Raw genomic sequence first — 22,651 nt, 5'->3', positions numbered from 1 at the left:
TGTTCATGCAATGCGGTTGGCCTGTCGCTGCCTGCGCGGACACGCTCGGTGAGCTAGCGTGTGCTCTATGTCAGTGACGCTCCGGGCCGCGCTCGCGCTGCTCGCCGTCCTGCACGTGCTGCTGTGCCAGTTCGGCCCGCACGACGGCCATCCGCCCGCCGCCGCAGGTCACAGCCACATCGACACCTGCGACAGCCCTGCCGTCCAGTCCGCGCCCGACCCTGATCTGCCCCAGCCGGTCAGCGCGCGGATGCCCGCCGCGCAGCCGTACGACGCACTTCCAGCGCCCGCCCGCCAGGACGCTCCGCCCCGTGCGGGGAAACCCGATCTGCTCACCGTCGTGTGCGTGTCACGGGTGTAGTGCGCCGCTCACCAGCGACGACACATCCGTACATCTGCGCATTTGGCGAGGCAAAGTGAAGATCACCAATCTGGTGGGCAACACCCCCGTGCTCTGGGTGCCCGAGCTGTGGGGCGACGGGGAACGCGGCTTCTGGGCGAAGCTCGAAGGGCGCAACCCGGGCGGGATCAAGGACAGGCCGGGGCTGTACATGGTCGCCCAGGCCAGGTGCCGCCGGGTCCTGCGGCCGGGATCGACGATCATCGAGTCGACCAGCGGCACCCTCGGCCTGGGGCTGGCGCTGGCCGGGATCGTCTACCGGCACCCGGTCGTGCTGGTCAGCGACCCCGGCATGGAGCCGTCGATGCACCGGCTGCTGGGCGCCTACGGAGCCAGGGTCGAGACGGTCACCGAGCCGCACCCGGTCGGCGGCTGGCAGGAGGCGCGGCGCGAACGGGTGCGCGCGCTCATGGCCGAGCACCCGGGCTCCTACTGCCCCGACCAGTACCACAACCCCGACAACGTCAGCGCCTACGACGGCCTCGCCAGGGAGCTCGCCGACCAGCTCGGCCAGGTCGACGTGCTGGTCTGCAGCGTCGGCACCGGCGGCCACAGCGCGGGCGTCCACCGCACGCTGCGGCGGCTGTGCCCCGGCGTACGGCTGGTCGGCGTCGACACGGTCGGCTCCACGATCTTCGGCCAGCCCGCCCGCGCCCGCCTGATGCGCGGGCTGGGCAGCAGCATCCACCCGCGCAACGTCGCCCACGACAGCTTCAGCGAGGTGCACTGGGTCGCCCCGGCCGAGGCGGTGTGGGCGGCGCGCCGCCTGGCGGCCGGACACTACGCGACCGGCGGGTGGAGCGTGGGCGCGGTCGCCCTGGTCGCCTCCTGGCTGGCCAGGACCCAGCCGCTCGGCACGCGGATCGCGGCCATCTTCCCCGACGGGCCGCAACGCTACGCCGACACCGTCTTCAACGACGCCTACTGCGCCGGGCACGGCCTCCTCGACGGCAAACCCGAGCCAGAGCCCGACGAGATTCGGCACCCGGCCGAGCGCGAGGTCACCCGCTGGACCAGGTGCGGCACGGTCGTCGCGCCATGACGCCGATCCGGCTCCTGATGGTGAACCAGCTGACCATCAACATCGGCTTCTACATGCTCATGCCGTACCTCGCCAACCACCTGTCCGGCGACCTCGGGCTGGCCGTCTGGGTGGTCGGGCTGATCCTCGGCGTGCGCAACCTCAGCCAGCAGGGCATGTTCCTGGTCGGCGGCAGCCTGGCCGACCGGTTCGGCTACAAGCCGATGATCATGGCCGGGCTCGTCCTGCGGACCGCCGGGTTCGCCCTGCTGGGGCTGTCGGAGTCGGTGCCCGTCCTGCTCGTCGCGTCCGCGCTGACCGGCCTGGCCGGCGCGCTGTTCAACCCGGCCGCCCGCGCCTACCTCGCGCTGGAGGCGGGCGAGCACAGGGTGGAGGTGTTCGCCAGGTTCAACGTGTTCTACCAGGCGGGCATCCTCATCGGGCCGCTGGTCGGGCTGGCCCTGCGGGCGGCGGCGTTCCAGGTGCTGTGCCTGGTCGCCGCCGGCCTGTTCGCCGTCCTGGCGCTGGCCCAGGCGCGGGCGCTGCCCGCCAGGCGCGGCCCCAACGACCGGACCATCCTGTACGGCTGGCGCCAGGTCCTGCGCAACCGCACGTTCCTGCTGTTCTCGCTGGCGATGATCGGCTCCTACGTCCTCAACTTCCAGGTGTACCTGGGCCTGCCGATCGAGGCGCGGCGCGCGTCGGGCGGCGAGGCGGGCGTCACGCTGCTGTTCGTGCTGTCCGGCGGCCTGTCGGTGCTGGGCCAGGTACGGCTGGCGGCCTGGGCCAAGGCCAGGTGGAGCGCCCGGCAGGCCATCACCCGGGGGATGCTCCTCATGGGAGCGGCGTTCCTGCCGCTGGCCGTACCCCTGGACCTGGGGCTCGCGCCGGTGCTGGCCACCACCGCGCTGCTGACCGTCGCCACCATGATCGTGTATCCGTTCGAGATGGCGACGATCACCACGCTGGGCGGCGAGCGCCTGGTCGGCACGTTCTACGGCTTCTACAGCACGGTGTCGGGGATCGGCATCGCGCTGGGGAACCTGCTCGTCGGCGCCTCGCTCGACGCGGGCGGGACGCTGGTGTGGTGGGGGCTGGCCGCCGTCGGGCTGGCCGGTGCGGCAGCCGTACGGATGCTACGGCTGGAGCCCGGGGGCGGTGCCCGCCGCGACGAAGATCGGCACGGCGAGGAACATCAGGTCCGCTGAGGCGCGCTCCCTCTGCTCGGCCGTCCAGGCGTCGTGCTGCTCGCGGGTGATCGCGCCCGCGGCCAGCGCGGCGCTCGCCAGGCCGGTCAGCAGGGGGAGCATGCCGGTGCCGGTGAAGATCCCGGTGTGCGCCTCGGCGGTCACGTCCTGGAAACCGGCCTCCAGCAGGAGGTTGCGATGGCCGCGGGCGGCGCGGGGGCTGGGGACCTGTGCGGCCCTGGTGCGCACGATGGTCCTGGTGAGCTCGGCGTCCTCGGCCTCGATGACGAAACCGTCCCAGTCCTGACCCGCCAGGACGATCCGCCCGCCGGGAGCGAGCACCCTCCTGGCCTCCTTGACCGCGCGGCCCGTGTCGGGCAGGTCGTGGAGGACCTTGTCGGCGCGGTATCCGGCCAGCTCGCCGTCTTCGAAGGGCAGGTGGAAGGCGTCGCCCAGCCGGAAGTCGAGCTCGGGCCACCGCTCGCGGGCGACGCCGATCATCTGCTCGCTGAGGTCCACCCCCACGGCCTTCAGTCCTCGCCCGGCCAGCTCGGTGACGGCCCGTCCCGCGCCGCACCCCACGTCGGCGACGGTGGCGCCGGGAGCGAGGGCGAGCAGGTCGTAGGTCCTGGCCCGCAGGGTGACGGCGGCGGGGACCAGGTCGGCGGCGTCGAGCAGCTCGATCAGTTCAGTGGTTTCGCGCATGCCCTCCACCATGCGACTTCATGTCGACATGAAGTCAAATTCGCCCGTGTCCAGCGCCATGGCGATCTCCGGCCACTCCATGAGCGCCTCGCGCACCACCGGGTCGGTCGACATCAGGAACGCCAGATGCTGGACGGCGTGGGCCACCACGTGGTCCACCTCGATCCGCTCGGGCGCCGGGGCGTCCGGCGCGGGACCTCTGGCGATCTCCAGGGTGCTCAGCGGGGTCGCGGGCAGGCCGGGCTCCGGGTCGGGGCAGACCGCGTAGGTCAGCACCACCTGGCCCTCGGGGCGGTAGCGCCAGCTCGTGGAGTGCAGGACGCCGGGGACGGCGCCCGCGGTCCTGCGTGCCGCGTCGTCCGGGCTCTCGCCGTGGGACGGGACGGCGGTGGCCCTCCGGTAGGACCAGCGGCCGTCGAGGTCGGCCCGCAGCGTCAGCACCTCGACCGATACGTTCACGTGTCGCCTTTCTTGACTGCGACAAGTATGCAGGAGCGGCCCCAATGCAGGTGTCGACTTGCTGTGGCGCGCCGTCCGTGTATCGCTGGAATCGAACACCTTGACGCACGACGGAAGGGCAAAAGGGATCATGCCTGGGACACTGGTGCTGATGGGGTCGGGCGAGACCAGCCCGACCATGGTCGAGGTCCACCGCGCCGCCGTACGGCAGCTTGGCGCACGGCCGCGCGCCGTGCTGCTCGACACCCCGTACGCCTTCCAGGAGAACGCGGCCGACATCTCCGCGCGGGCCAGGCGGTACTTCGCCAGGAGCGTCGGCCTGGAGGTGGCGGTGGGGGTGGACATCGTGGGGGCCGACTGGGTGTTCTCCGGTCCTGGGAGCCCGACGTTCGCGCTGGACCGGTGGACGTCGACCTCGGCGGGCGGCGACCTGCGCGCCCGGGTGAGGGCGCGCGCTGGGGTGACCGTCCTCGCCTCGGCCGCAGCCTGTACGGCGGGCCTGGCGACCGTGCCCGTCTACGAGATCTACAAGGTCGGGGCGGAGCCGCACTGGCGGGAGGGGCTCGACCTGCTCGGCGTGCTCGGGCTGCGGGTCGTCGTGATCCCGCACTACGACAACGCCGAGGGGGGCACGCACGACACCCGGTTCTGCTACCTGGGGGAGCGACGGCTGGCTCGCATGGAGGAGGAGCTGCCGCCGGACGCGGCCGTGCTGGGGATCGACGAGCACACCGCGCTGGTCGTCGACCTGGTGAGCGGGGAGGTCCTGGTGTCCGGGCGGGGATGGGTGACGGTGCGGCGGCGGGGGGCGCAGACGGTCCTTCCGGCCGGGGCGCGCTCGACGGTCGCGTCCCTGGCCTCGACGATCGTGGAGCTGGGCTCGTCGCGCGTGGCGCTGAGCTCGTCGGGCGCGGGGTCAGACGCGGGGTCGGGCGTGCCGGGCGTGTCGGGCGTGTCGGGCGGGGAGCATGGCGGGGGCGGGGGCGGGGGCTCAGGTGTGGGCGACGGCGCCTTGGCCGCTTCGTCCGCCTCATCCACGTCTGTCGGTCCTTTCGCGGGCCGGACGGCGGGTCCGGCGACGCTGGCGGAGACGGCGCGGGACTGCGTGGGGCGCTTCGAGAAGGCGCTCGCCGCGCAGGACCCGGCGTCGGCGGCGCTGGCGGTGCTCGACCTGGAGGAGGAGGTCACCAGGTGGTCGGCGGACACCGAGGAGGACGCCGGTGGGGTCGACGAGGCACGCGAGATCCTGCGCCACCAGATCGCCCAACTCGGCGGGCAGCGGCGGGACGAGGGGCTGGGCAAGGTCGTCGAGGCGCTGCTGTCCCTGCGCGGCGAGCTCCGCCGTACGGGGGAGTATGGCGCGGCGGACGGCATCAGGGCGGCCCTGCACGTGGGCGGCGTGTGCGTCGAGGACACCCCGGACGGCACCCGCTGGGAACCCTGCCCGTAAGACGCCTTGCCGCTAAAAGGTCAGACTATTACGGTTGCCCTCATGAGGATCACCTACGGTCCGTGGGGCGAGACGCTGGCTGAGCTGGCCGAGGCCGCCAGCGCGGCCGAGCGGGCCGGTGCGGAGGTCGTGTGGGTGCCCGAGCTGCACCGCAGCGCCACCGTCACGGCGGCGGCCGTGGCAGGGGCGGTGAACGGCGCGCACGTGGGGACCGCGATCGCGCTCGCCTTCGCCCGCAGCCCCATGATCACCGCCCTTGAGGCGCTCGACCTCGACGAGCTCACCGGCGGCAGGTTCATCCTCGGCCTCGGCACCGGCGCCCGCAGGCTGAACGAGAACTGGCACAACGCCCGCTGGGAACGTCCCCTGGCGCAGCTCGCCGAGACCGTCGACGTGATCAGGACCATCGTCGCCAAGGCGCACACGGGCGAGCCGCTGGAGTACGACGGCGCGTGGCAGAGGCTCAGCGTGCGCGGCTTCCGCCGGCCATACGAGCCCGTACGGACCGCGATCCCCATCTACCTGGCCGCCGTCGGGCCGCAGCTCACCAGGCTCACCGGCAGGATCGCCGACGGCTGGATCTCGCACGAGCTGTCCTCGCCGTCCTACCTGCGCGAGCGCGTGCTGCCCGACCTGACCGAGGGCCTGCAGCGGTCCGGCCGTTCCAGGAAGGGGTTCGACGTCGTCGTCTCCGCCTGCTGCTCCATCGACCAGGACCCCACGCTCGCCCGGCAACGCGCCGAAGGCGTGCTCGCCTTCTACGCCTCCGTCGCCACCTACAAGGACTTCTTCGCCTTCCACGGCCTGGCCGAGGAGCACGCGGCCGTGGTCGCCGCGTTCCGCGCGGGGGAGCGGCCCGCCGTACCCCACCGTATGGTCGAACCGCTGGTGCTGGCCGGAACGCCCGACCAGGTCGCCGAGCGCCTGGCCGCCTACGAGGGGCTGGCCGACACCGTCAAGCTCACCCCCGCGGTGTACGGCAACGCCCCCGAGGACATCCGCAGCAACCAGGCCCGCATCATCGACCTCATCAGGGGGCTGGACCTCTAGGCGGCCGGTAGCCGTCTAGCTGGAGAAGCGTCTGATCAGTACGGCCAGCCGCAGCTCGTGCTCCTCCCGGCGCAACCGGCCGTTGCGCATCAGCGTGACCAGCCCGTGCAGCGACGCCCAGAAGGTCTCGGTGAGCGTCTCCAGCTGGTCGTCCCCCGCCAGTGGCCGCACGGTCTCGAGGATCTCCCCGAACGCCGCCTGCAGCTCGGCCGGCGCCTCGGGGGTGGCGAACGGCAGGGGCACGGCGAGGGTGAAGATCGCGTCGTAGAGCGCGGGACGCTGCTCGGCGAACGCGGCGTAAGCCGTACCGACGTCCGCCAGAGCCTGGCGCGGGTCCCCGGCGGATGTGCGGGCCGTGCGCAGCTCGGCGGCCAGGTCGGCGCACCCCTGGACGGCGACCGCCGCCATGATCGCGTCCTTGCCCGAGAAGTGGCTGTAGAGCACCGGCTGGCTGTACTCGATCTCCGCGGCCAGCCGCCGCGTGGTCACCGCGTCCCACCCCTCGGCCTCGGCCAGGTCACGCGCGGTCGTGACGATCAACCGCTCCCGCTCAGCCCGCTCGCGCTCCCGGCGCGTCTGGATCGACATGAAGCAATCCTAGCAGTGCTAGCGGACCTGCCATAGCTATGCTACTGTCGCTCTTGTTCCTAGCAGCGCTAGATTTTCTGGAGATCCCCCAATGATCGCTTACGGCCTTGCCATCGTGCTCAACCTCTTCGTCGTCTACATGGGCGCCCAGTTCTTCCTGCGTCCCGAGGCCGCCGTCGCCGGGTACGGCGTGCCCTCGAAGCAGAGCGTCTACGTGACCATCAAGGGCCTGCGCGACCTCAGCTACGGCATCCTCGGCCTCGCGCTGATCGCCTTCGCCGACGCCCGCGCCGTGGCGATCTTCATGCTCGTCGTGGCCATCAACCCCCTCGGCGACACGCTCATCGTGCTCCGCAACGGCGGCACCAAGGCCACGGCGTTCGGCATCCACTTCTCCACCGCCGTGATCGTCCTCATCGACGCGGTCCTGCTGTTCCTGGTGTGAAGGAGCCACTGATCGGAGGTGGGGCGCCGGGCGCGCCCGCGGCGCGGACCCCCTGTTCTCACGGCGCCGGGCGGGTGGGCGATAGCCTGGCGCCCGTGGAAGAGCTCGGCGGTGTGGAGATCATGGCCTTCGCGGACGGTCCCGCGTTCGAGAAGTGGCTGGCCGCCCACCACGCGCGCCAGGAAGGCGTGTGGATCAAGGTGGGCAAGAAGAAGTCGGGCATCCCGTCGGTCACCGAGGACGAGCTGGTCGACATCGGGCTCTGCTACGGCTGGGTCTCCGGCCAGCGCCGCTCCCTCGACGAGCAGTACTACCTGCAGAAATACGTCCCGCGCCGCCCGAAGAGCCTGTGGTCGCAGGTGAACGTGGACAAGGTCGCGGCGCTCACCGCGGCCGGGCGCATGCGCGAGCCCGGCCTGGCCGAGGTGCGCAGGGCGCAGGCGGACGGCCGGTGGGCCGCCGCCTACGAGTCGCAGCGGACGGCGGCCGTCCCGCCCGATCTCGCCGCCGCCCTCGACGCGAACCCGGAGGCCGGGAAGGCGTTCGAGGCGCTGGACAAGACCGGGCGTTACCAGGTGATCCTGCCCCTGCTCCAGGCACTCAGCCCGGAGGCCAGGCAGGCCCGCCTGGAGCGGGCCGTACTGGCTCTAGCTGATCGCCCACCGCTGGAGGGCTGAGCCGGAGTCCGCCTGCTGCGTCACCAGCGCGCCGTTCGCGGTGGACGCGGTGGTCAGCAGGAGGCCGCTCTTCTGCGAGGCGACCTTGTAGCCGCCGGAGACCGCCGTCACCACCCACCGCTGGTTGCTCGCGCCGGTGCAGGTCCACTGGATGATCTGCGCACCGGCCGAGACCGAGCCGCCGTTGACGTCCATGCAGAGGTGCGACTCGCCGTTGACGATCTGGTAGGAGCCGTCGGCCTGCTGGGTGAACGTCCACGTCTGGTTCGGTCCGCCGTTGGGCGCCCAGGTGACGAACTGCGTGCCCGGCGTCGTGGAGTGGTTCGGGTCGTCGAGCGCCATGCCCGAGGCCAGCATGGTGTGGGTGCCGTTGAGCGCCGGGCCGACCGTCCACGAGAACGACGCCGTGCCGCTCGCCGTACCCGAGGACGCGGTGACCTGGACGGTGGACGTTCCCGTCGCCGTCGGAGTGCCGGTGATCAGGCCGGAGGCGCTGATCGACAGGCCTGCGGGCAGCCCGGTGGCCGTGAAGGTGAGCGGCTTGCCCAGCGAGTCCGTCGCGCTGACCTGCAGCGACACGGCCGTGCCGACGGTACCGGCCTGCGTGCCCGGGTTGGCGACGGTGACGGTCTCGGTGCCCGGAGTGCCGGTCGCGGTGAACGTCAGCGTCTGCTCGGCAGCAGTACGGCTGCCGCCGACGGGGTTGCCCGTGGTGTTGGTCCAGTGCCGCACCGGGGTCGTCTCGGCCAGCCGCGCCGCGTCGGACGACAGGCCGAGCACCAGCCCGCTGTACCGGTTGACCAGGCGGAACGAGCCGCCCGACGGGATGACGAACCACTGCTGGCCCACGGCGGAGCCCGCGGTGACGGTCGGCTTGGCGCCCCAGGCGCGGCCGGAGGTGACGGCGGAGTCGACGCCGAGCGCCTGGCCGGTGGAGGCGTTGGTGATCCGGTAGGAGCCGTCGCCGTTGCTCGCGAACTGCCACGCCTCCAGCGCCGACCCGGTCGGCGACGGGACCGACGTGGTCGCCGAGCCGGACTGCGCGAGCACCCGCCCGTCCCCGCTGGCGATCCTGTACGTCTTCGCCGGATCGACGGGCGGCGCGGCGGGGGCGGTTGAACCGATGGTCACGTTGGCGTACTCGCCCGAGGAGTGCGCGCAGGCGATCGAGCAGTAGGAGCGGAACGACTTGCCGACGATCGTGGAGCTCGTCTTGTTCGCGCTGTCGACGAACCACCGGTACCAGGAGCCCGAGGTGTAGCTGCCCGAGTCGCCGATCAGGTACCACTTCTGGGTGGACAGGTCGTCGGTGACGTAGAACCTCTGCGGGGCCGTACCCGAGACGACCTCAGGCTCGCCCAGGTAGAGGCCCAGGTAGGCGTTGTAGGTGATGTTCATGATGAACAGGTCGGACTTCGGCGGCAGCTTGCCCGCCGCGACCTGCTGGTCCACCGTGCCGGTGTTGGCCGGGCTGTAGTCGGACCCGACCGGGGTGAACCCGCCGGGAACCAGGTTGCTCTCTTTGCCGCCGACGCCCGGCTGCGAGAACGAGCCGTTGTAGAACTTCGTCCATGAGGCCATTTTTCCGGACATGGGGGCTCTCGCCACGTGCGCCAGGCCGCCGTTGCTCCCGCCGACCCCGCCCTTCGGGATGATCCGCGAGCCGTAGTAGACGTAGAAGTATCCCGAGGCGGTGTCCACGTACAGGCGCGGGTCACCGTCCCCGTAGTCGTAGGTCTGGTTCGGGAACGCGGCTGTGTCGTTGCGCTTGGTGCTGTACGGCGAGGTGATGGCGTGGCCCTTGATCGTCCACACCTTGCCCTGGTTCGTGGAGACCGCGTAGTCGAGCGAGTCGTAGTGCAGCCCGTCGCCGAACGGCTGCGGCGTGAACTCGTTGTGCACCAGGCCGTACCAGTCGCCGGTGTCCGGATCGACCCAGACGCCGACCAGGTCGCAGAAGTTCTTCTGCGAGTACCCCGAGCCGCCGCCCGCCGACGTCGCCTCCACGCCGGTGGGGCTGTTGTTGCAGCGCCACGTCGTGTCGTTGTTCCTGTCGTTGGAGTTGGCCGGGTTCACCGCGTTGCTGATCGCGGTGGAACGGCTGGCGCTGTCGAAGCTCGTGCCGGTGTAGAAGTCCCAGTAGCGGGGGTCGTTCTGGCCGTACAGCGCGGCGGACTGCTGGAAGTAGAACGTGCCGTCCTTGTCGATGTAGGCGCTGGCCGGGGTGTCGGTCGGGTAGGCGTAGGACGCCGTGGAGCCGATCGTGATCGTGTACGTGGCTGCCGGTGGGGTCGCCGTGACGAGACCGAGCGTCAGCAGCACGGCGGCGAACACCTTGGGGGGTAATAACACGGGTGCTCCTTCCAGATGAGGATCGCAGCCGCACAGTACGTCTCATTTGACCGGTAAAACAAGCATAAACCGCGACTCCGTATGATGCGGGGTGTGGTGACGATGCGGGACGTGGCAGAACGCGCCGGCGTGACGAAGCAGACGGTGTCCAACGTGGTGACCGGACGGGTGCCCGTACGGCCGGACACGGAGGCGAGGGTCAGGACGGCGATCGCCGAACTCGGCTACACCCCCAACCTGGTGGCCAGGTCGCTGGCGACCGGCACCACGATGACCGTCGGCCTGTTCGTGCCCACGGTGGCCAGCTCGTTCTACTCGGCGGTGGTGGAGGAGGTGGAGAACGTGCTGGAGGAGCACGGCTACCACCTGCTGCTGTGCACCACGCGCCAGGACGGCGAGCGGGCCAGGCGGCACCTGGCCGGGCTGACCAGCAGGCTCGTCGACGCCTTACTCATCGCCGGCGACCAGGACCTCATCGACCACCTGCCCCTGCTGACCGACGCGCGTTTCCCGGTCGCGCTGTGCGCGTGGGAGACGGAGGCGCCGGACACGCTGCCGGTGGTGACGATCGACTACGAGCAGGCGGGGCAGCTCGCGGGGGAGCACCTGCGCTCCCTGGGCCACACCCGCGTCGCCGTACTCGCCAGCCTGCCCGCGCACGCGCGGCGCCTGGACGGCTTCCGCCGCGCCCTGCCCGGCGCCCAGGTCTTCGCCTCCCCGTCACCCACGGCCGACGGCGGCTTCACCGCCGCGAACGCCGCGCTGGCCGCCGACCCGGAGATCACCGCGTTCTTCGCCACCCACGACATCCTGGCCCTGGGCGCGCTGGAGGCGGCCAGGCTGGCCGGGCGCTCGGTACCCGGCGACCTGTCGGTGGTGGGGCACGACGACATCGCCGAGGTACGGCACACGCACCCGGCGCTGACCACGGTCGCGATCCCGAGCAGGGAGATGGCGCGCCAGGCGGCGACCCTGCTCCTGCACGCGATAGCCGACGGCCGCCCACCACACGGCACCCTGCACCTGCTCCAGCCCAGCCTGATCATCCGCAGCAGCACAGGTAGGCGCGGCTCCACAGGGTGACGCCCTCGTCGACGATGCGGTCGATCTCGGCGTCGTCCAGGGGGTTCAGGCCGTAGTGGGAGCGGTCGACCGCCTCGTTGAGCACCAGCATGACGAGCTGCCGGGCGGCCAGCCCCGGATCGGCCACGGTCGGCGCGCGCTCCGCGATCTCCCTGGTCAGTGACGCCTCGAAGGCCCGGTGCGGGCCTTCCCGTTCGGGGCGATCATGCTTGACCTGGGAGAGGACCACGACCTCTACGCGCTCCCCGTGCCGCAGCGCAGGCCGGAGGAGATCCTCGAAGGGCGCCCGCCGGAGAGGGCGGCGAGCTGGACATCCCAGGACCGGTCGGGCGGATCAGGCCGGGCAGCTTCACCAGGACCGGGACCGGCTGCTTCGGTTACGGCGTGCTCCGTCCTGGCGTGTTCCGGGTCGGGGTCTACGGGTGGGGGCAGCCGCCGGCCGAGGACCGCGAGTCGGTGCCGTTCGAGGAGCTGCGCGACGCCGTCACCCGGGTGCTCGGCGCCGAGCTGCCGATGAGCGCGCCGCCGTCCGCGCAGGGCATGGTCAAGGGCAGCGTGAACTCCCGTGGGCGCCCGAGGGGTTGCTCGACACCTACGAGAGCGAGCGGCGGCCGGTGGGGGGCGGGTCATCACGCACAGTCGCGCCCAGACCGCGCTGCTGTCGCCGGGGCGGAACGTCGCCGCGCTGCGGCACCCGCTTCGCCACCCTGATGCGCGCCGGGCGTCCCGTCCTGCTGGGGCGGCCGCGCCGTGGGCGGACCGGGTGGACATCGCGCCGGCGGACATCACTCCCACGCTGGTGCGCCCCGACGGATACGGGCGCCGGGGGCCTGCCTGAGGCGCTCCGCGTCTGGTTCGGAACCCCATAGCGTCACAAAAGCGTGACAACTACTTATATAAGACTTTCAACTAGTGATACTTGGCGAGGATCCCAGCGATAAACAGTCAGACGGGACTCGAGCCGCACGGGGGCGGAGCGAGCGAGCACTCATTGCGGCCGCCTGCTCGACCAGCAGTTCCCGGCCGGATCGACTCCCGAAGGACGGCCGTGGAGATTGACCTCGTCATTGCCGGCGCCGGGCTCTTCGGCCTCACCGTGGCCGAGCGCGCGGCACGCGACCTGGGTTTACGCGTGCTCGTGGCCGAGCGCCGCGAGCACCTCGGCGGCAACGCCCACAGCGAGTTCGAGCCGTCCACCGGCATAGAGGTGCACCGGTACGGCACGCACATCTTCCACACCTCCAACGACCGCGTGTGGGAGTACGTCAACCGCTTCACCCGCTTCACCGGGTACCGGCACCGGGTCAGATCGGTCTTCAAGGGGCGCGTCTACTCCCTGCCCATCAACCTGGGCACCATCTGCGAGTACTTCGGCCGCGTCATGACCCCGCGCCAGGCCCGCACCCTCGTCGCGGAGCTGGCGGGGGAGTTCCCCGATCCGGCGAACCTGGAGGAGAAGGCGATCTCGCTGGTGGGGCGGCCGCTGTACGAGGCGCTCATCCGGGGCTACACGGCCAAGCAGTGGCAGACCGCGCCGCAGGACCTGCCGCCGGAGATCATCACCCGGTTGCCGGTGCGCTACACCTTCGACGACCGCTACTTCGACGACACCCACCAGGGCCTCCCGGCCGACGGTTACGCAGCGTGGCTGGAGCGCATGGCCGACCATCCCCGCATCGAGGTGCGGCTGGGCACCGACTTCTTCGACCTGGGCGCGCCCGGCGCCGTCCCCGTCGTCTATACCGGGCCGATCGACCGCTACTTCGGGTACGCCGAGGGCGCGCTGACCTGGCGGACGCTGGACTACGAGGTCGAGGTGGTGGACACGGGGGACTTCCAGGGGACCGCGGTGATGAACTACGCCGACGAGGACGTGCCGTACACCCGGGTGCACGAGTTCCGCCACCTGCATCCCGAGCGCGCGTATCCGCCGGACAGGACCGTCATCATGCGCGAGTACTCCCGCTTCGCCGTCGCGGGCGACGAGCCGTACTACCCGGTCGGCACGGCGGCCGACCGATTACGCCTCCAGCGCTACAGGGAACTGGCCAGGGCCGAGAAAGGCGTGTTCTTCGGCGGCAGGCTCGGCACCTACAAGTACCTCGACATGCACGCGGCCATCGCCTCAGCCCTGACCCTCGTCGAGAACCGGATCCGCCCGTGAGCCTTTCCGTCGTCATCCCCTGCTTCAACGAGGCGGACAACATCCCCCACGTCTACGCCGAGGTGGTGGCCGAGTTCGGCGAGCACGACCTCGAGCTGGTCTTCGTGGACGACGGCAGCACCGACGGCACGCTGGAGGCGCTCAAGAAGCTCGCCGAGAGCGACCCGCGCGTGCAGTACATCTCCTTCACCCGCAACTTCGGCTTCGAGGCCGCCTTCTCGGCCGGATACCTGTACGCCGGGCGCGACTGGATCCTGCACCTGGACGCCGACCAGCAGTTCCCCGCCGCCGAGGGGCGCAGGCTGTTCGAGGTGGCCCAGGAGGGGTACGACGCGGTGTTCGGCGTCCGCGTCGACCGCGACGACCCGTGGGTACGGCGGGCCGGGTCGGCCGCCTTCCACGCCTTGTCCAGGTGGCTGCGGATCGAGGTGCCCAGGGGCGCCACCGCGTTCCGGCTGGTGCGCGCGTCGCTGGCGCGCACGATCGTCGAGCTGGAGCTGGGCACGCCGTACTTCCTGGCCACGGTGCCCCGGCTGACGAACAGGTACACCACCGTCCCCGTGACACATCGCGGGCGCACGCGCGGCAGCTCGAAGGTGAACGTGTTGTGGCTCGCCCGGCACGCCCTCGACCTGTACGTCAGCGTCGGGCGGCGGCTGACGAGCGCGGCGGCGGGCCTGTCCACGGCCGCCGCCGTCGTGGCGCTGCTGTGCGCGATCGTCAGCCCAGCAGGCCGTACGGTGCCGTTCCTGCTGGCGGCCGTGGTGCTGGCCGTGCAGGGCTTCACCGTGCGGTACCTCGTCTCCATCGCGGCTGGCCAGGCGCGGCCGCGGCTGTTCTACGTGCGGGAGGCGACGCTGCCGATCAGAGAGGCGGACCGTCTGTGAGCGTGGTGGAGGTCGCGCTCCCGAGGCCCCTGCTGGTCCTGCGGCTGCTGCTGGGCAGGGGCGCTTTCCGCGCCGGGGTGCAGGTGACCGCGCTGGCCCTGGTGACGGTGTGGGACGGGCGCGCCTTCAGCCTCTACGCGGGGGCGGTCGGGCAGTGCGCGTGGTTGCTGCTGGTGAGCGACGCTCCCGAGAAGGCGGCGCTGAAGACGCTGCCGCGCACCCCGCGGCTCGGCCCTTCCGTGGTACGGCTGTCGCTGGCGATGTCGGCCGCACCGGCGCTCGCCCTTGTGACGGCTGTCCTGGTCGCGGCCTTTGTCGCGCCGCGTGCCGCGCTCACGGCCTACCTCGCCGCCGGAGCCTGGTCGGCGTGCACCGGGGTGCTGATGACGGTGTCGGGGCTGCACCGGGCGCGGGGGCGGCCGATCTGGGACACGGTCGCGTTCGGCGCGAGCGGCGCCGTGGTGCTGGCCGCCACGGTGGCCACCGTGGTGACCGGCTGGGCGCCGCAGGTGCACCTGCTGCTGGTGCTGGCCGGGACGGTCGCGGTGACCCTGGGCGCGATCGCCGCCCTGCCCCGCACGTGGGTACGGCCCGCGCCCCGCCGCCGCCTCCTGGGAAAGCTGGTCCGCCTGACCCTGCTGCTCGGCGCGGCCGACCTGTTCGACGCGTTGTGCTTCGCCCTGGCGTACCTGGTGCTGACCCTCTCCGGGCAGGCCGACCAGAGCGGCGTGCTCTACCTGGCGCTGCTCGGCCCGATCGCGATCTGCCAGGTGGTCGTCTACCTGCTGCGGGTGGCCCAGCCGGCCACCTCGCACCGGCTGCGCGGCACCAGGGGGCGCGAGGGCCGCGCGCACGCCGTCCGGCTGCTGCGGCGCGCCGAGATCATGGGCGCGCCGCTGGTGGTGCTGGTGGTGGCGATGGCGGGCCTGCCGTACCCGGTCGGTCTCGTCGTCATGGCGGCCGTCGTCGTGACGCTCTTCCTGACCGTGATGTACGCCGGGTACCTGGTGGAGAACACCACCAACGACGTGCTCACCGTGACCGCCTCAGGCGCGCTCGTCGGCCTGGTCGCCACCGGCCTGCTGGCCGCGCTGCTCGTCCCCCTGGAGGGCGCGGCGGGGGCCATGGCCGCGCTCGCCCTGGCCATCCCGATCAAGGCTCATGTCATGCGGCGCAAGCTGACCACGGAGTGACGACATGTACGTACTGGGCATCTCGCGGGTGCACGACTCGGCGGCCGCGCTCGTCCGCGACGGGGAGATCGTCGCGTTCGCCGAGGAGGAGCGGTTCACCCGGCGCAAACACGACGGCGGGTTCCCCGGCAGGGCGATCGCCTACTGCCTGGAGCAGGCGGGCATCGGGCTCGGGGAGGTGGACCACGTCGCCTTCTACTGGCAGCGCTGGCGCGAGGCCGCCCACGCGGCGAAGGTCTTCGCCCGCTACTTCCCCGGCACGCTGGAGGTGTTCCGCAACGAGCAGTCCGCCGGGCTCGTGGACACCATCAAGCACGGCGACGGCGCCAAGATGGACGACTTCCACGTCGGCGGCGCCGTCCTGGCGCACATCAAGCGCACCTACACCCTCACCGCCGACATCAAGGCCGCCGTGGGGCACACCGGCGACACCAGGTTCAAGGTGCACCTCGTCGACCACCACCGCTCGCACGCCGCCAGCGCCTACTACGTCAGCCCGTTCGACAGCGCAGCCGTCCTCACCCTGGACGGCATCGGCAGCGACGGGACCAGCACCTGCCTGGCCGTCGCCGACGGCGACCGGATCAGGGACCTGAAACGCATCCGCTACCCGCACTCGCTGGGCGCCCTCTACGCGATCGTCACCGGCTACCTCGGCTTCCACCCCACGATCGACGAGGGCAAGGTCATGGGGCTCGCGCCGTACGGCACGGACGCCTACGTCGACCGGTTCGCCGACCTCGTGCACCTCACCCCGGGCGGCTTCGAGCTCGACCTCAGCTGGTTCAAGCACCACGTGAACGGCAGGCACCAGGTGTCGGCGAAGTTCCTCGACGCCTTCGGACCGCCCAGGCCCAAGACGAAGGTCACCAAGGACAACCCCGTCCCGCAGCACTACAGGGACGTCGCCTACGCGCTGCAGGCCACCCTGGAGCGGGCCGGTCTGCACCTGGCGACGTGGCTGCAGGAGCAGACCGGCGAGACCAGGCTCGCCGTGGCCGGTGGCGTGGCGCTGAACTCGGTGATGAACGGCCGCATCCTCCTGGAGACCGGCTTCGAGGAGTTCTTCGCCCAACCCGCCGCCGCCGACGACGGCGCCTCACTGGGCGCCGCCCTCGCCGTCAGCGTCGGCCGGTACGGCAGGCCCAGGCCCACCGGCGGCTACATGTTCACCGGCCCGGAGTTCACCGAGGACCGCATGGAGAAGGCGCTGCGCGACGCGGGCGTGGAGTACGAGCGCATGGACGACATCGCCGGACACACCGCGCAGCGGATCGCCGACGGCCTGATCGTCGGCTGGTTCCAGGGCCGGATGGAGTGCGGCCCGCGCGCCCTGGGCAACCGGTCGCTGCTGGCCGACTCGCGCGACCCTTCGTCGAAGGCGCGCATGAACGAGAAGGTCAAGCACCGCGAGCCGTTCCGGCCGTTCGCGCCGTCCTGCCTGGAGGAGCGGTCGGGCGAGTACTTCGCCAGCGACCACCCGTCGCCGGTGATGCTGCTCGTGTTCGACGTGCTCGAACACCGCCGCTCCGCCGTACCGGCCATCACCCACGTGGACGGCTCGGCCCGCGTGCAGACGGTCAGCCGCGCCGACAACCCGCTCTACCACGATCTGATCTCCCGCTTCGACGCGCTGACCGGGGTGCCGATGCTGGTCAACACCTCGTTCAACGACAACGACGAGCCCATCGTGTGCACGCCGGAGGACGCGGTCGCCTGCTATCTCAAGACCGACGTGGACGCCCTGGCGATGGGCCCGTTCTGGGCGCGCAAACGATGAGGGAACGGTGGCTCTGGCTGGCGCCCGGCCTCCCCGCCGCCGTGCTGGCCGTACTCATCCTCTATGTGCTGCCGCCCCAGCAGACGCTGGGCAACGTGCTCGACTGGGCGTTCCGGCTGAGCCCGTTCGTGCTCGGCGTGGTGACGGTCGCGCTGCTGCCGCGCTGGCGCTTCGGCCCGGGGCTGCTGCTGGCCGCGGTGGTGTTCTACATGGGGTTCCTGGACACCGGGATGGTGGTGCGGATCCTGCGGTTCTCCGCCGGGCGCGGCCAGTTCGAGGCCATCTACCAATGGAGCCTGCTGACGGTCACGTTCGTCGTGCTGTTCGGCCTGCTCGCCTACCGGATGGCGGGCGCGGCCACCGCTTCCGTGCTCAGGTCCGGGATCGCCGCGGTCCTCGTGGTCATCTCCGGGCTGAACGACCTGACCTTCTGGGCGCTCTACGACTGGCCGAACGGGCGGCCCGCGCGGCTGGACTGGGCCTCGCACATCATCGTCTTCGTCGGCGGGCCGCCCACGGTCGCCACCGCCGTCGTGTTCGCGGCGGTCCACCTCGTGCTGGCCGTCGCGGTGCTCCTCGCCCCTTGGAGAACGGTATGAGATCCCTGCTGATCCTGGGCGCCGCCGACGGCGCGCTGTCCACCTACCGGGCGGCCGCCGCGATGGGCTACCGGACGATCGCCGTCGACCGGTCGGCGACGGCGCCCGGCGTCGCGCTCGCCGACGAGTACCTGCCGGTCAGCACCAGGGACGCGGGCGCGATCCTGGCCGCGCTCGACGGCCGCACCGACGTGGCCGGGGTGCTCAGCCCCTCCAGCGACGTCGCGGTGCCCGCGCTGCGCGAGGTGGCCGACGCGCTCGGCCTGCCGTCCCGGCTGTCGCGCACGGCCGCGCGGGCCTCGGTGGACAAGTGGGTGCTGCGCGGCATCCTCGACGACCTGGGCGTCTCGTCCTACCCGTGGATGAAGGGCGAGGACCCCTCCGAGGTGGCGGCGCGCGCCCGCACGCTGCGCTACCCCGTGGTGGTCAAACCCGCAGACGCGCAGAGCGGGCGCGGCGTGACCAGGTGCGCCGCGCCCGGCGACGTCCTGGCCGCCGCGCACGAGGCGCACCGGCGCTCCTACAGCGGCGTGATCATGGTCGAGGAGGAGATCCCCGGCGTCCTCTACAACGGCGAATGCGTCGTCGACAACGGCCGCGTGGTGTTCACGGCGATGAGCAGGCAGACGGTCAGCCCCGACTTCCTGACGACGAGCCGCCGGATGCCCGCGGGGCTGCCCAGCGGGGTGGAGCACACCACCAGGTCGATCATCGACAAGGTGTGCAGCCGCCTGGAGTACCGGCGCGGGCCGCTCAACCTCGACCTCATCGTCACCCCGGACGGCGAGCCGTACGTCATCGAGCTGGGCCTGCGCACCGGCGGCAACGGCACGGACGACATGGTGCGCCACTGCTTCGGCGTCGACCCGGTCAGGGCCGCCGTCCTCGCCGCCGTCGGCAAACCCGTCGAGCTGGCCCCGCACCCGCCGCGCCCGGTCCTGTGGCAGGTGCTGACCGCGCCGCGCGCCGGTGAGCTGGTCGCGATCTCCGGCGAGGAACGCGCCAGGGCCATCCCCGAGGTCGCCGAGCTGGTCCTGCTCGCACGGCCAGGGCAGCGGGTGCGGGCCTACCAGGACGTGTCCGACCGGCTCGGCTGGTTCGTCGTGCACGCGGCGACGGTCGAGGGGCTGCGCGAGGCCGCCGACCAGGCGGCCGCGACCCTGCGGTTCGATGTACGCGGTTGACCTCCTGCCCTCGATCGAGGGCGTGACGGCGGGGGAGTGGGACGCGCTCGCCGGGGACGTGCCCTTCGCCGGGCACCGCTGGCTGCGCCTGGCCGAGGCGACGCTGGCCGACCACCGGCCCAGGTACCTGCTCCTGCGCCGCGACGGCAGGCTGGTGGCCGCCGCGGTGTGCTCGATCGAACGGCGGCTGCAGAACACCGCGCTCGACGCCCGCTTCGGGAGGCTGACGCGCTGGCGGCCGTTCCTGCACGTCGCGCTCCCGCTGACGGCCACGCCAGGACTGCTGGGCTCCGACCTGTTCGGCGAGATCCACGCGCTGGTCAGGCGGGAACGGCTGCTGTTCTGCATCGTCGACCACCTTCCCTCCGGCGGGGCCGTGCCGCCGGGCTTCGTCCGGATGGCCTGGCTGCCCGACACCCGGCTCGACCTGCGCTGGGCCTCGTTCGACGACTACCTGGCCTGGCTGCCCGGCAGGCGGCGCAGGGAGATCGGGCGCACGCAGCGGCGAGCCGTACGGGAAGGGATCGTCGTTCTCCCCCTGGCCCCGGACACGCCCGCCCTGGACCGGCTCGTGGCCGACGTGACCCGGCGGCACGGCGGGACCAGGCACTTCAGACCTGGCCTGTTCGCGACGGCCGCCTCGGCTCTGGGCAGCGACTTCACCCTTCTGGGCGCACTTCTGGACGGCGAACCGGTCGGGTGCGTCGCGCTCCTGCGCAGTGGCGACGACCTCGCGGTGCGGTGGCTCGGCCGCGACTACGCGCGCACGGCGGGCACGAGCGTCTACCACGCGATCCTGACCGCCTGCGTGCGACACGCCATTGCCTCCGGCGCGCGACGGCTGTCGTTCGGCGCGGCGGCCTACGAGACGAAGAAGCAGCTCGGGGTGGCTCTGGAGCCGCGCATCCGGTTGTTCGCCGCACGCAGCGCGGCGGTCACCCGGCTGATGGGCCGGTTCAGCCACCGTTTCGACCCTCCGCAGCTCCCTGAGAGGAACACCGCGTGTATCTCCCATCCCTGAGCCTGGACGAGTACCAGCGGGTCGTCTCGACCGTCCATCCGCAGTTGCACGCCGTGCTCGACTTCCAGCGTCCCGGCGCCCGCGAGGCGCTGGACGTGCTCGCCGTGACCAGCAGCGAGTTCGACTCCGACGACGGCGGGCGGGGCGACTCCTACCGCCGCGCCCAGCAGGACGCCCTCGTCAGGTGGACGGGCATCAGCGCGCTGCTGCGGCTGCTCGTGCCCGACCCGTCGTCGCAGGCGCCGCTGGTGCTCGACGTGCTCGGCGGCGACGGGACGCTCGCCCGTGCGGTGGGCGGCCTCGAGAGCAAACCCGTCGTCATCACCGGCGACCTGTCCGGGCAGATGGTCGACCGGGCGCTGGCCCAGGGACTGCCCGCCGTACGGCAGGCCGCCCATTTCCTCTTCCTGCGTGACGCTTCGATGGACGGGGTGCTCCTGGCGTACGGCACGCATCACATCGCCCCCGCGCAGCGTCCCGCGGCCGTGGCCGAGGCGGTGCGGGTGACGCGGCCTGGCGGGCGGATCGTGCTGCACGACTTCGACGAGTCGAGCCCGATGGCGGGGTTCTTCGCCGAGGTGGTGCACCCGCACGCGGCCGGTGGGCATGCCTACAGCCACTTCACCCGGGCCGAGCTCGCCGGTCTGTTCCGTGACGCGGGGCTGCCGGTGCGGGTGATGGACCTGTACGACCCGCTGATCGTGCGGGCTTCGACGGCTGACGAAGCCAAAGCCCGCATGTGCCGATATATCGGTGACATGTACGGCGTCAGCCGTCATCTCGCCCGGCAGGATGACCCCTGGCGGGTCCTGGAGCGGTACTTCGACCACAGCGCCCTGGGGGCCACGCGGCCCGTGGTGTACCCCGAGGGCGGGCTGTTCGTCGCCGAGGTGCCCAGGACCGCGATCGTCGCCGTGGCTCAGCGCGGGCCGGTGAGCCGGACGTCGCCCTTCGTGGACAGCACGAACACCTGCCAGTTGTAGTAGGCGTAGAAGCTGCGCGGGTCCCGCTTGATCTGCCTGGCGTGCGCCAGCACGGCGTCCACGTACCGGTCGTCGTGGTTGTAGGCGAACACCGCCCGCCGGTAGTTGCCCGGCGCGCCCGACGCCTTGAGGTAGTTGGCCGCAGCCATCACCGCGTCGCGGGCGTTCTGCACGTCGCCGCCCATGCCGTACTGCTTCCACGTGCCCGGCATGAACTGCATCGGGCCCTGCGCGCCGGTCGAGCTCGCCGACCTGACGCGGCCGAACTTCGTCTCCACCAGCATGATCGCCGCGAGCACCTCCCACTCGACGCCGAACCGCTTCTCCGCGGCGACCATGTGGCCGCGCAGCTGCCTGGCCGGGGGTGGCTCGGCCAGGCGCATCTTCCTGCGGCGCTCGGCGCTGATCGGGCGGGCCATGGACAGGAGCTTGCCGATGGCGGTCACGTTGTCGCGCGCCTCGGCGGCCAGGCGTTTGGGCAGCAGGCGGATGGTGGCGTCGGCCAGGGTCCTGCTGCGGGCCATGGCGCGGTAGATGCGCTGCTGGTGCAGGGCGTACAGGACGAGGTCCTGGGGCGGCTGGCCGGTGGTCCAGCCGTCGATCGCCGTCATGAGGGCGGTGGTGGTCGACTTGAGCGCCTTGGCCAGCTCGGTGGGATCGGTGCTGATGCGTACGCCGGGGGCGGGTGCGGGGGTTGAGGTGGCGGACGGCTGAGCGGTTTCTCCGGCGGCTTTGGCGGCGCTGGTGTTTTTTGTGGCGCTGCCGGTCGCGGCACCGCAGCCTGCGACTCCGAGACTGAGGACGAGGACTGCGGAGGCGAGGCGGCTCATGACAAGTCACCGTATCGTCGTCGCGAACCCCTTCGTGCCCGGTTCGTCAGGGAGCCGGAGAACCCGCGCCACGTACGACACCGCGTGGTACCACCCGCACACCAGCAGCAGATCGATCGCCCCCTCCTCCCCGACCGCCCGGACGAGCTCCGCCCACAGCTCGTCGGACAGGTCGTCCCCGTCGTACAGCGCGTCCACCGCCCGCAGGACCGCTCGGTCGGCCGGATCCTCCCAGCACGGGTCGTCCGGACCACCCGACGCGAGCGAGGCGACCTGCGCCGAGTCCAGCCCGACCTTCCCGGCGAAGACCGCGACGTGCACCCCGAACTCGTACCCCGCCCCACAGCGAGCCGTCGTCCTGTCGATGACCAGCTCGCGCTGGCGCAACGTCATTGCCGACCGCCTGGACAGGTAGTAGCTCCCCCACCCGTGCACGGCCCGCGCCCGCTCCGGCCGCCTGGCCAGAACCCCGAACAACGCGATCGGCGGCCCAAGAGCCTCCAGGGCCGCGGCGGTCTCAGCATCGTAGGGCGGCTCCACGGGATCCAGCCGCTGCTTTGAAAATCGAGGCATACAAGGGAAGGTAGCATGGG

At 71.7% G+C, this 22,651-nt stretch carries 24 protein-coding genes; 17 read left to right on the top strand and 7 right to left on the bottom strand.

Annotated features, from left to right (window positions below; genetic code table 11):
* The first annotated feature begins 67 nt into the window (after positions 1-67).
* The 3 genes from ACIBG8_RS12105 to ACIBG8_RS12095 are packed head-to-tail and all read left to right on the top strand — an operon-like array spanning position 68 to position 2,629.
* Complete coding sequence (locus ACIBG8_RS12105) at positions 68-361, top strand: hypothetical protein (protein ID WP_397342699.1); 294 nt, start codon at positions 68-70, stop codon at positions 359-361.
* A 55-nt stretch (positions 362-416) separates the two neighbouring features.
* Positions 417-1,442, top strand: a complete 1,026-nt coding sequence (locus ACIBG8_RS12100) for a PLP-dependent cysteine synthase family protein (protein ID WP_397342698.1) — start codon at positions 417-419, stop codon at positions 1,440-1,442.
* Positions 1,439-2,629: an MDR family MFS transporter gene (locus tag ACIBG8_RS12095; RefSeq protein WP_397342697.1), complete on the top strand. Its 1,191-nt coding sequence runs from the start codon at positions 1,439-1,441 to the stop codon at positions 2,627-2,629. Before ACIBG8_RS12100 ends, ACIBG8_RS12095 begins: the two co-directional genes overlap by 4 nt.
* On the opposite strand, the gene ACIBG8_RS12090 is transcribed toward ACIBG8_RS12095, so the two are convergent.
* Both ACIBG8_RS12090 and ACIBG8_RS12085 read right to left on the bottom strand, forming a co-directional pair.
* Positions 2,558-3,313, bottom strand: coding sequence for a methyltransferase domain-containing protein (locus tag ACIBG8_RS12090; RefSeq protein WP_397342696.1), 756 nt, complete (start codon positions 3,311-3,313; stop codon positions 2,558-2,560). The two genes, ACIBG8_RS12095 and ACIBG8_RS12090, sit on opposite strands and share 72 nt — an antisense overlap.
* A gap of 18 nt (positions 3,314-3,331) precedes the next feature.
* A complete protein-coding gene (locus ACIBG8_RS12085; RefSeq protein WP_397342694.1) occupies positions 3,332-3,772 on the bottom strand; it encodes a hypothetical protein in 441 nt (146 codons plus the stop codon).
* A 130-nt stretch (positions 3,773-3,902) separates the two neighbouring features.
* On the opposite strand from ACIBG8_RS12085, the gene ACIBG8_RS12080 reads away from it, so the two are divergent.
* Entirely contained in the window at positions 3,903-5,222 is a 1,320-nt protein-coding gene (locus tag ACIBG8_RS12080) for a hypothetical protein (protein ID WP_397342693.1), read from the top strand.
* 42 nt (positions 5,223-5,264) lie between these two features.
* Positions 5,265-6,272: an LLM class flavin-dependent oxidoreductase gene (locus ACIBG8_RS12075; RefSeq protein ID WP_397342692.1), complete on the top strand. Its 1,008-nt coding sequence runs from the start codon at positions 5,265-5,267 to the stop codon at positions 6,270-6,272.
* A gap of 15 nt (positions 6,273-6,287) precedes the next feature.
* On the opposite strand, the gene ACIBG8_RS12070 is transcribed toward ACIBG8_RS12075, so the two are convergent.
* Positions 6,288-6,860: a TetR/AcrR family transcriptional regulator gene (locus ACIBG8_RS12070; RefSeq protein WP_397342691.1), complete on the bottom strand. Its 573-nt coding sequence runs from the start codon at positions 6,858-6,860 to the stop codon at positions 6,288-6,290.
* Between the two features lie 91 nt (positions 6,861-6,951).
* Here ACIBG8_RS12070 and ACIBG8_RS12065 point away from each other — a divergent pair, with 91 nt between their 5' ends.
* On the top strand, positions 6,952-7,305 hold the full coding sequence (locus tag ACIBG8_RS12065) for a DUF4267 domain-containing protein (RefSeq protein WP_397342690.1): 354 nt from the start codon (positions 6,952-6,954) through the stop codon (positions 7,303-7,305).
* A gap of 95 nt (positions 7,306-7,400) precedes the next feature.
* Positions 7,401-7,982, top strand: coding sequence for a YdeI family protein (locus ACIBG8_RS12060; protein WP_397342689.1), 582 nt, complete (start codon positions 7,401-7,403; stop codon positions 7,980-7,982).
* Here ACIBG8_RS12060 and ACIBG8_RS12055 read toward each other — a convergent pair.
* Positions 7,953-10,334 (bottom strand): RICIN domain-containing protein, encoded by a 2,382-nt coding sequence (locus ACIBG8_RS12055; protein ID WP_397342688.1) that lies wholly within the window; start codon positions 10,332-10,334, stop codon positions 7,953-7,955. The genes ACIBG8_RS12060 and ACIBG8_RS12055 overlap by 30 nt on opposite strands.
* 102 nt (positions 10,335-10,436) lie before the next feature.
* On the opposite strand from ACIBG8_RS12055, the gene ACIBG8_RS12050 reads away from it, so the two are divergent.
* Positions 10,437-11,417 carry a LacI family DNA-binding transcriptional regulator gene (locus ACIBG8_RS12050; protein WP_397343929.1) on the top strand — a complete coding sequence of 327 codons (981 nt, stop codon included), beginning with the start codon at positions 10,437-10,439 and terminating at the stop codon, positions 11,415-11,417.
* Here ACIBG8_RS12050 and ACIBG8_RS12045 read toward each other — a convergent pair.
* Positions 11,377-11,646, bottom strand: coding sequence for a TetR/AcrR family transcriptional regulator C-terminal domain-containing protein (locus tag ACIBG8_RS12045; RefSeq protein WP_397342687.1), 270 nt, complete (start codon positions 11,644-11,646; stop codon positions 11,377-11,379). The genes ACIBG8_RS12050 and ACIBG8_RS12045 overlap by 41 nt on opposite strands.
* Before the next feature lie 155 nt (positions 11,647-11,801).
* Here ACIBG8_RS12045 and ACIBG8_RS12040 point away from each other — a divergent pair, with 155 nt between their 5' ends.
* The 9 genes from ACIBG8_RS12040 to ACIBG8_RS12000 all read left to right on the top strand — a co-directional run bounded on the left by ACIBG8_RS12040 (position 11,802) and on the right by ACIBG8_RS12000 (position 21,228).
* Positions 11,802-12,128 (top strand): hypothetical protein, encoded by a 327-nt coding sequence (locus ACIBG8_RS12040; protein ID WP_397342686.1) that lies wholly within the window; start codon positions 11,802-11,804, stop codon positions 12,126-12,128.
* A gap of 337 nt (positions 12,129-12,465) precedes the next feature.
* Positions 12,466-13,581, top strand: a complete 1,116-nt coding sequence (gene glf, locus ACIBG8_RS12035) for a UDP-galactopyranose mutase (RefSeq protein ID WP_397342685.1) — start codon at positions 12,466-12,468, stop codon at positions 13,579-13,581.
* Entirely contained in the window at positions 13,578-14,468 is an 891-nt protein-coding gene (locus ACIBG8_RS12030; RefSeq protein ID WP_397342684.1) for a glycosyltransferase family 2 protein, read from the top strand. Before glf ends, ACIBG8_RS12030 begins: the two co-directional genes overlap by 4 nt.
* Positions 14,465-15,661 (top strand): hypothetical protein, encoded by a 1,197-nt coding sequence (locus tag ACIBG8_RS12025; RefSeq protein WP_397342683.1) that lies wholly within the window; start codon positions 14,465-14,467, stop codon positions 15,659-15,661. The genes ACIBG8_RS12030 and ACIBG8_RS12025 overlap by 4 nt, the downstream gene beginning before the upstream one ends.
* Positions 15,662-15,665: 4 nt before the next feature.
* Positions 15,666-17,441, top strand: coding sequence for a carbamoyltransferase (locus ACIBG8_RS12020; protein ID WP_397342682.1), 1,776 nt, complete (start codon positions 15,666-15,668; stop codon positions 17,439-17,441).
* A complete protein-coding gene (locus ACIBG8_RS12015; RefSeq protein ID WP_397342681.1) occupies positions 17,438-18,040 on the top strand; it encodes a hypothetical protein in 603 nt (200 codons plus the stop codon). Before ACIBG8_RS12020 ends, ACIBG8_RS12015 begins: the two co-directional genes overlap by 4 nt.
* Positions 18,037-19,224, top strand: a complete 1,188-nt coding sequence (locus tag ACIBG8_RS12010; protein ID WP_397342680.1) for an ATP-grasp domain-containing protein — start codon at positions 18,037-18,039, stop codon at positions 19,222-19,224. The genes ACIBG8_RS12015 and ACIBG8_RS12010 overlap by 4 nt, the downstream gene beginning before the upstream one ends.
* A complete protein-coding gene (locus ACIBG8_RS12005; protein ID WP_397342679.1) occupies positions 19,211-20,245 on the top strand; it encodes a GNAT family N-acetyltransferase in 1,035 nt (344 codons plus the stop codon). Before ACIBG8_RS12010 ends, ACIBG8_RS12005 begins: the two co-directional genes overlap by 14 nt.
* Positions 20,227-21,228, top strand: a complete 1,002-nt coding sequence (locus ACIBG8_RS12000) for a class I SAM-dependent methyltransferase (RefSeq protein ID WP_397342678.1) — start codon at positions 20,227-20,229, stop codon at positions 21,226-21,228. Before ACIBG8_RS12005 ends, ACIBG8_RS12000 begins: the two co-directional genes overlap by 19 nt.
* Here the strand turns inward: ACIBG8_RS12000 and ACIBG8_RS11995 are convergent.
* Positions 21,165-22,058 carry a lytic transglycosylase domain-containing protein gene (locus tag ACIBG8_RS11995; RefSeq protein WP_397342677.1) on the bottom strand — a complete coding sequence of 298 codons (894 nt, stop codon included), beginning with the start codon at positions 22,056-22,058 and terminating at the stop codon, positions 21,165-21,167. The two genes, ACIBG8_RS12000 and ACIBG8_RS11995, sit on opposite strands and share 64 nt — an antisense overlap.
* A 6-nt stretch (positions 22,059-22,064) precedes the next feature.
* Entirely contained in the window at positions 22,065-22,631 is a 567-nt protein-coding gene (locus ACIBG8_RS11990) for a carboxymuconolactone decarboxylase family protein (RefSeq protein WP_397342676.1), read from the bottom strand.
* Positions 22,632-22,651 lie beyond the last annotated feature (20 nt).

This window comes from Nonomuraea sp. NPDC050556 (assembly GCF_044457355.1).
In the GTDB taxonomy this organism is placed as follows: Bacteria; Actinomycetota; Actinomycetes; order Streptosporangiales; family Streptosporangiaceae; genus Nonomuraea.
Note: the sequence above shows the minus strand (reverse complement) of the source record. Positions and strands in the feature narration are given on the sequence as shown.

What these genes read in the sequence shown, in the direction of transcription:
- ACIBG8_RS11990 (WP_397342676.1), bottom strand. Translation starts at nt 22,631, where the DNA reads ATGCCTCGATTTTCAAAGCAGCGGCTGGATCCCGTGGAGCCGCCCTAC.
- ACIBG8_RS12105 (WP_397342699.1), top strand. Translation starts at nt 68, where the DNA reads ATGTCAGTGACGCTCCGGGCCGCGCTCGCGCTGCTCGCCGTCCTGCAC.
- ACIBG8_RS12070 (WP_397342691.1), bottom strand. Translation starts at nt 6,860, where the DNA reads ATGTCGATCCAGACGCGCCGGGAGCGCGAGCGGGCTGAGCGGGAGCGG.
- ACIBG8_RS12090 (WP_397342696.1), bottom strand. Translation starts at nt 3,313, where the DNA reads ATGCGCGAAACCACTGAACTGATCGAGCTGCTCGACGCCGCCGACCTG.
- ACIBG8_RS12005 (WP_397342679.1), top strand. Translation starts at nt 19,211, where the DNA reads ATGTACGCGGTTGACCTCCTGCCCTCGATCGAGGGCGTGACGGCGGGG.
- ACIBG8_RS12075 (WP_397342692.1), top strand. Translation starts at nt 5,265, where the DNA reads ATGAGGATCACCTACGGTCCGTGGGGCGAGACGCTGGCTGAGCTGGCC.
- ACIBG8_RS11995 (WP_397342677.1), bottom strand. Translation starts at nt 22,058, where the DNA reads ATGAGCCGCCTCGCCTCCGCAGTCCTCGTCCTCAGTCTCGGAGTCGCA.
- ACIBG8_RS12080 (WP_397342693.1), top strand. Translation starts at nt 3,903, where the DNA reads ATGCCTGGGACACTGGTGCTGATGGGGTCGGGCGAGACCAGCCCGACC.
- ACIBG8_RS12095 (WP_397342697.1), top strand. Translation starts at nt 1,439, where the DNA reads ATGACGCCGATCCGGCTCCTGATGGTGAACCAGCTGACCATCAACATC.
- ACIBG8_RS12020 (WP_397342682.1), top strand. Translation starts at nt 15,666, where the DNA reads ATGTACGTACTGGGCATCTCGCGGGTGCACGACTCGGCGGCCGCGCTC.
- ACIBG8_RS12065 (WP_397342690.1), top strand. Translation starts at nt 6,952, where the DNA reads ATGATCGCTTACGGCCTTGCCATCGTGCTCAACCTCTTCGTCGTCTAC.
- ACIBG8_RS12010 (WP_397342680.1), top strand. Translation starts at nt 18,037, where the DNA reads ATGAGATCCCTGCTGATCCTGGGCGCCGCCGACGGCGCGCTGTCCACC.
- ACIBG8_RS12015 (WP_397342681.1), top strand. Translation starts at nt 17,438, where the DNA reads ATGAGGGAACGGTGGCTCTGGCTGGCGCCCGGCCTCCCCGCCGCCGTG.
- ACIBG8_RS12050 (WP_397343929.1), top strand. Translation starts at nt 10,437, where the DNA reads ATGCGGGACGTGGCAGAACGCGCCGGCGTGACGAAGCAGACGGTGTCC.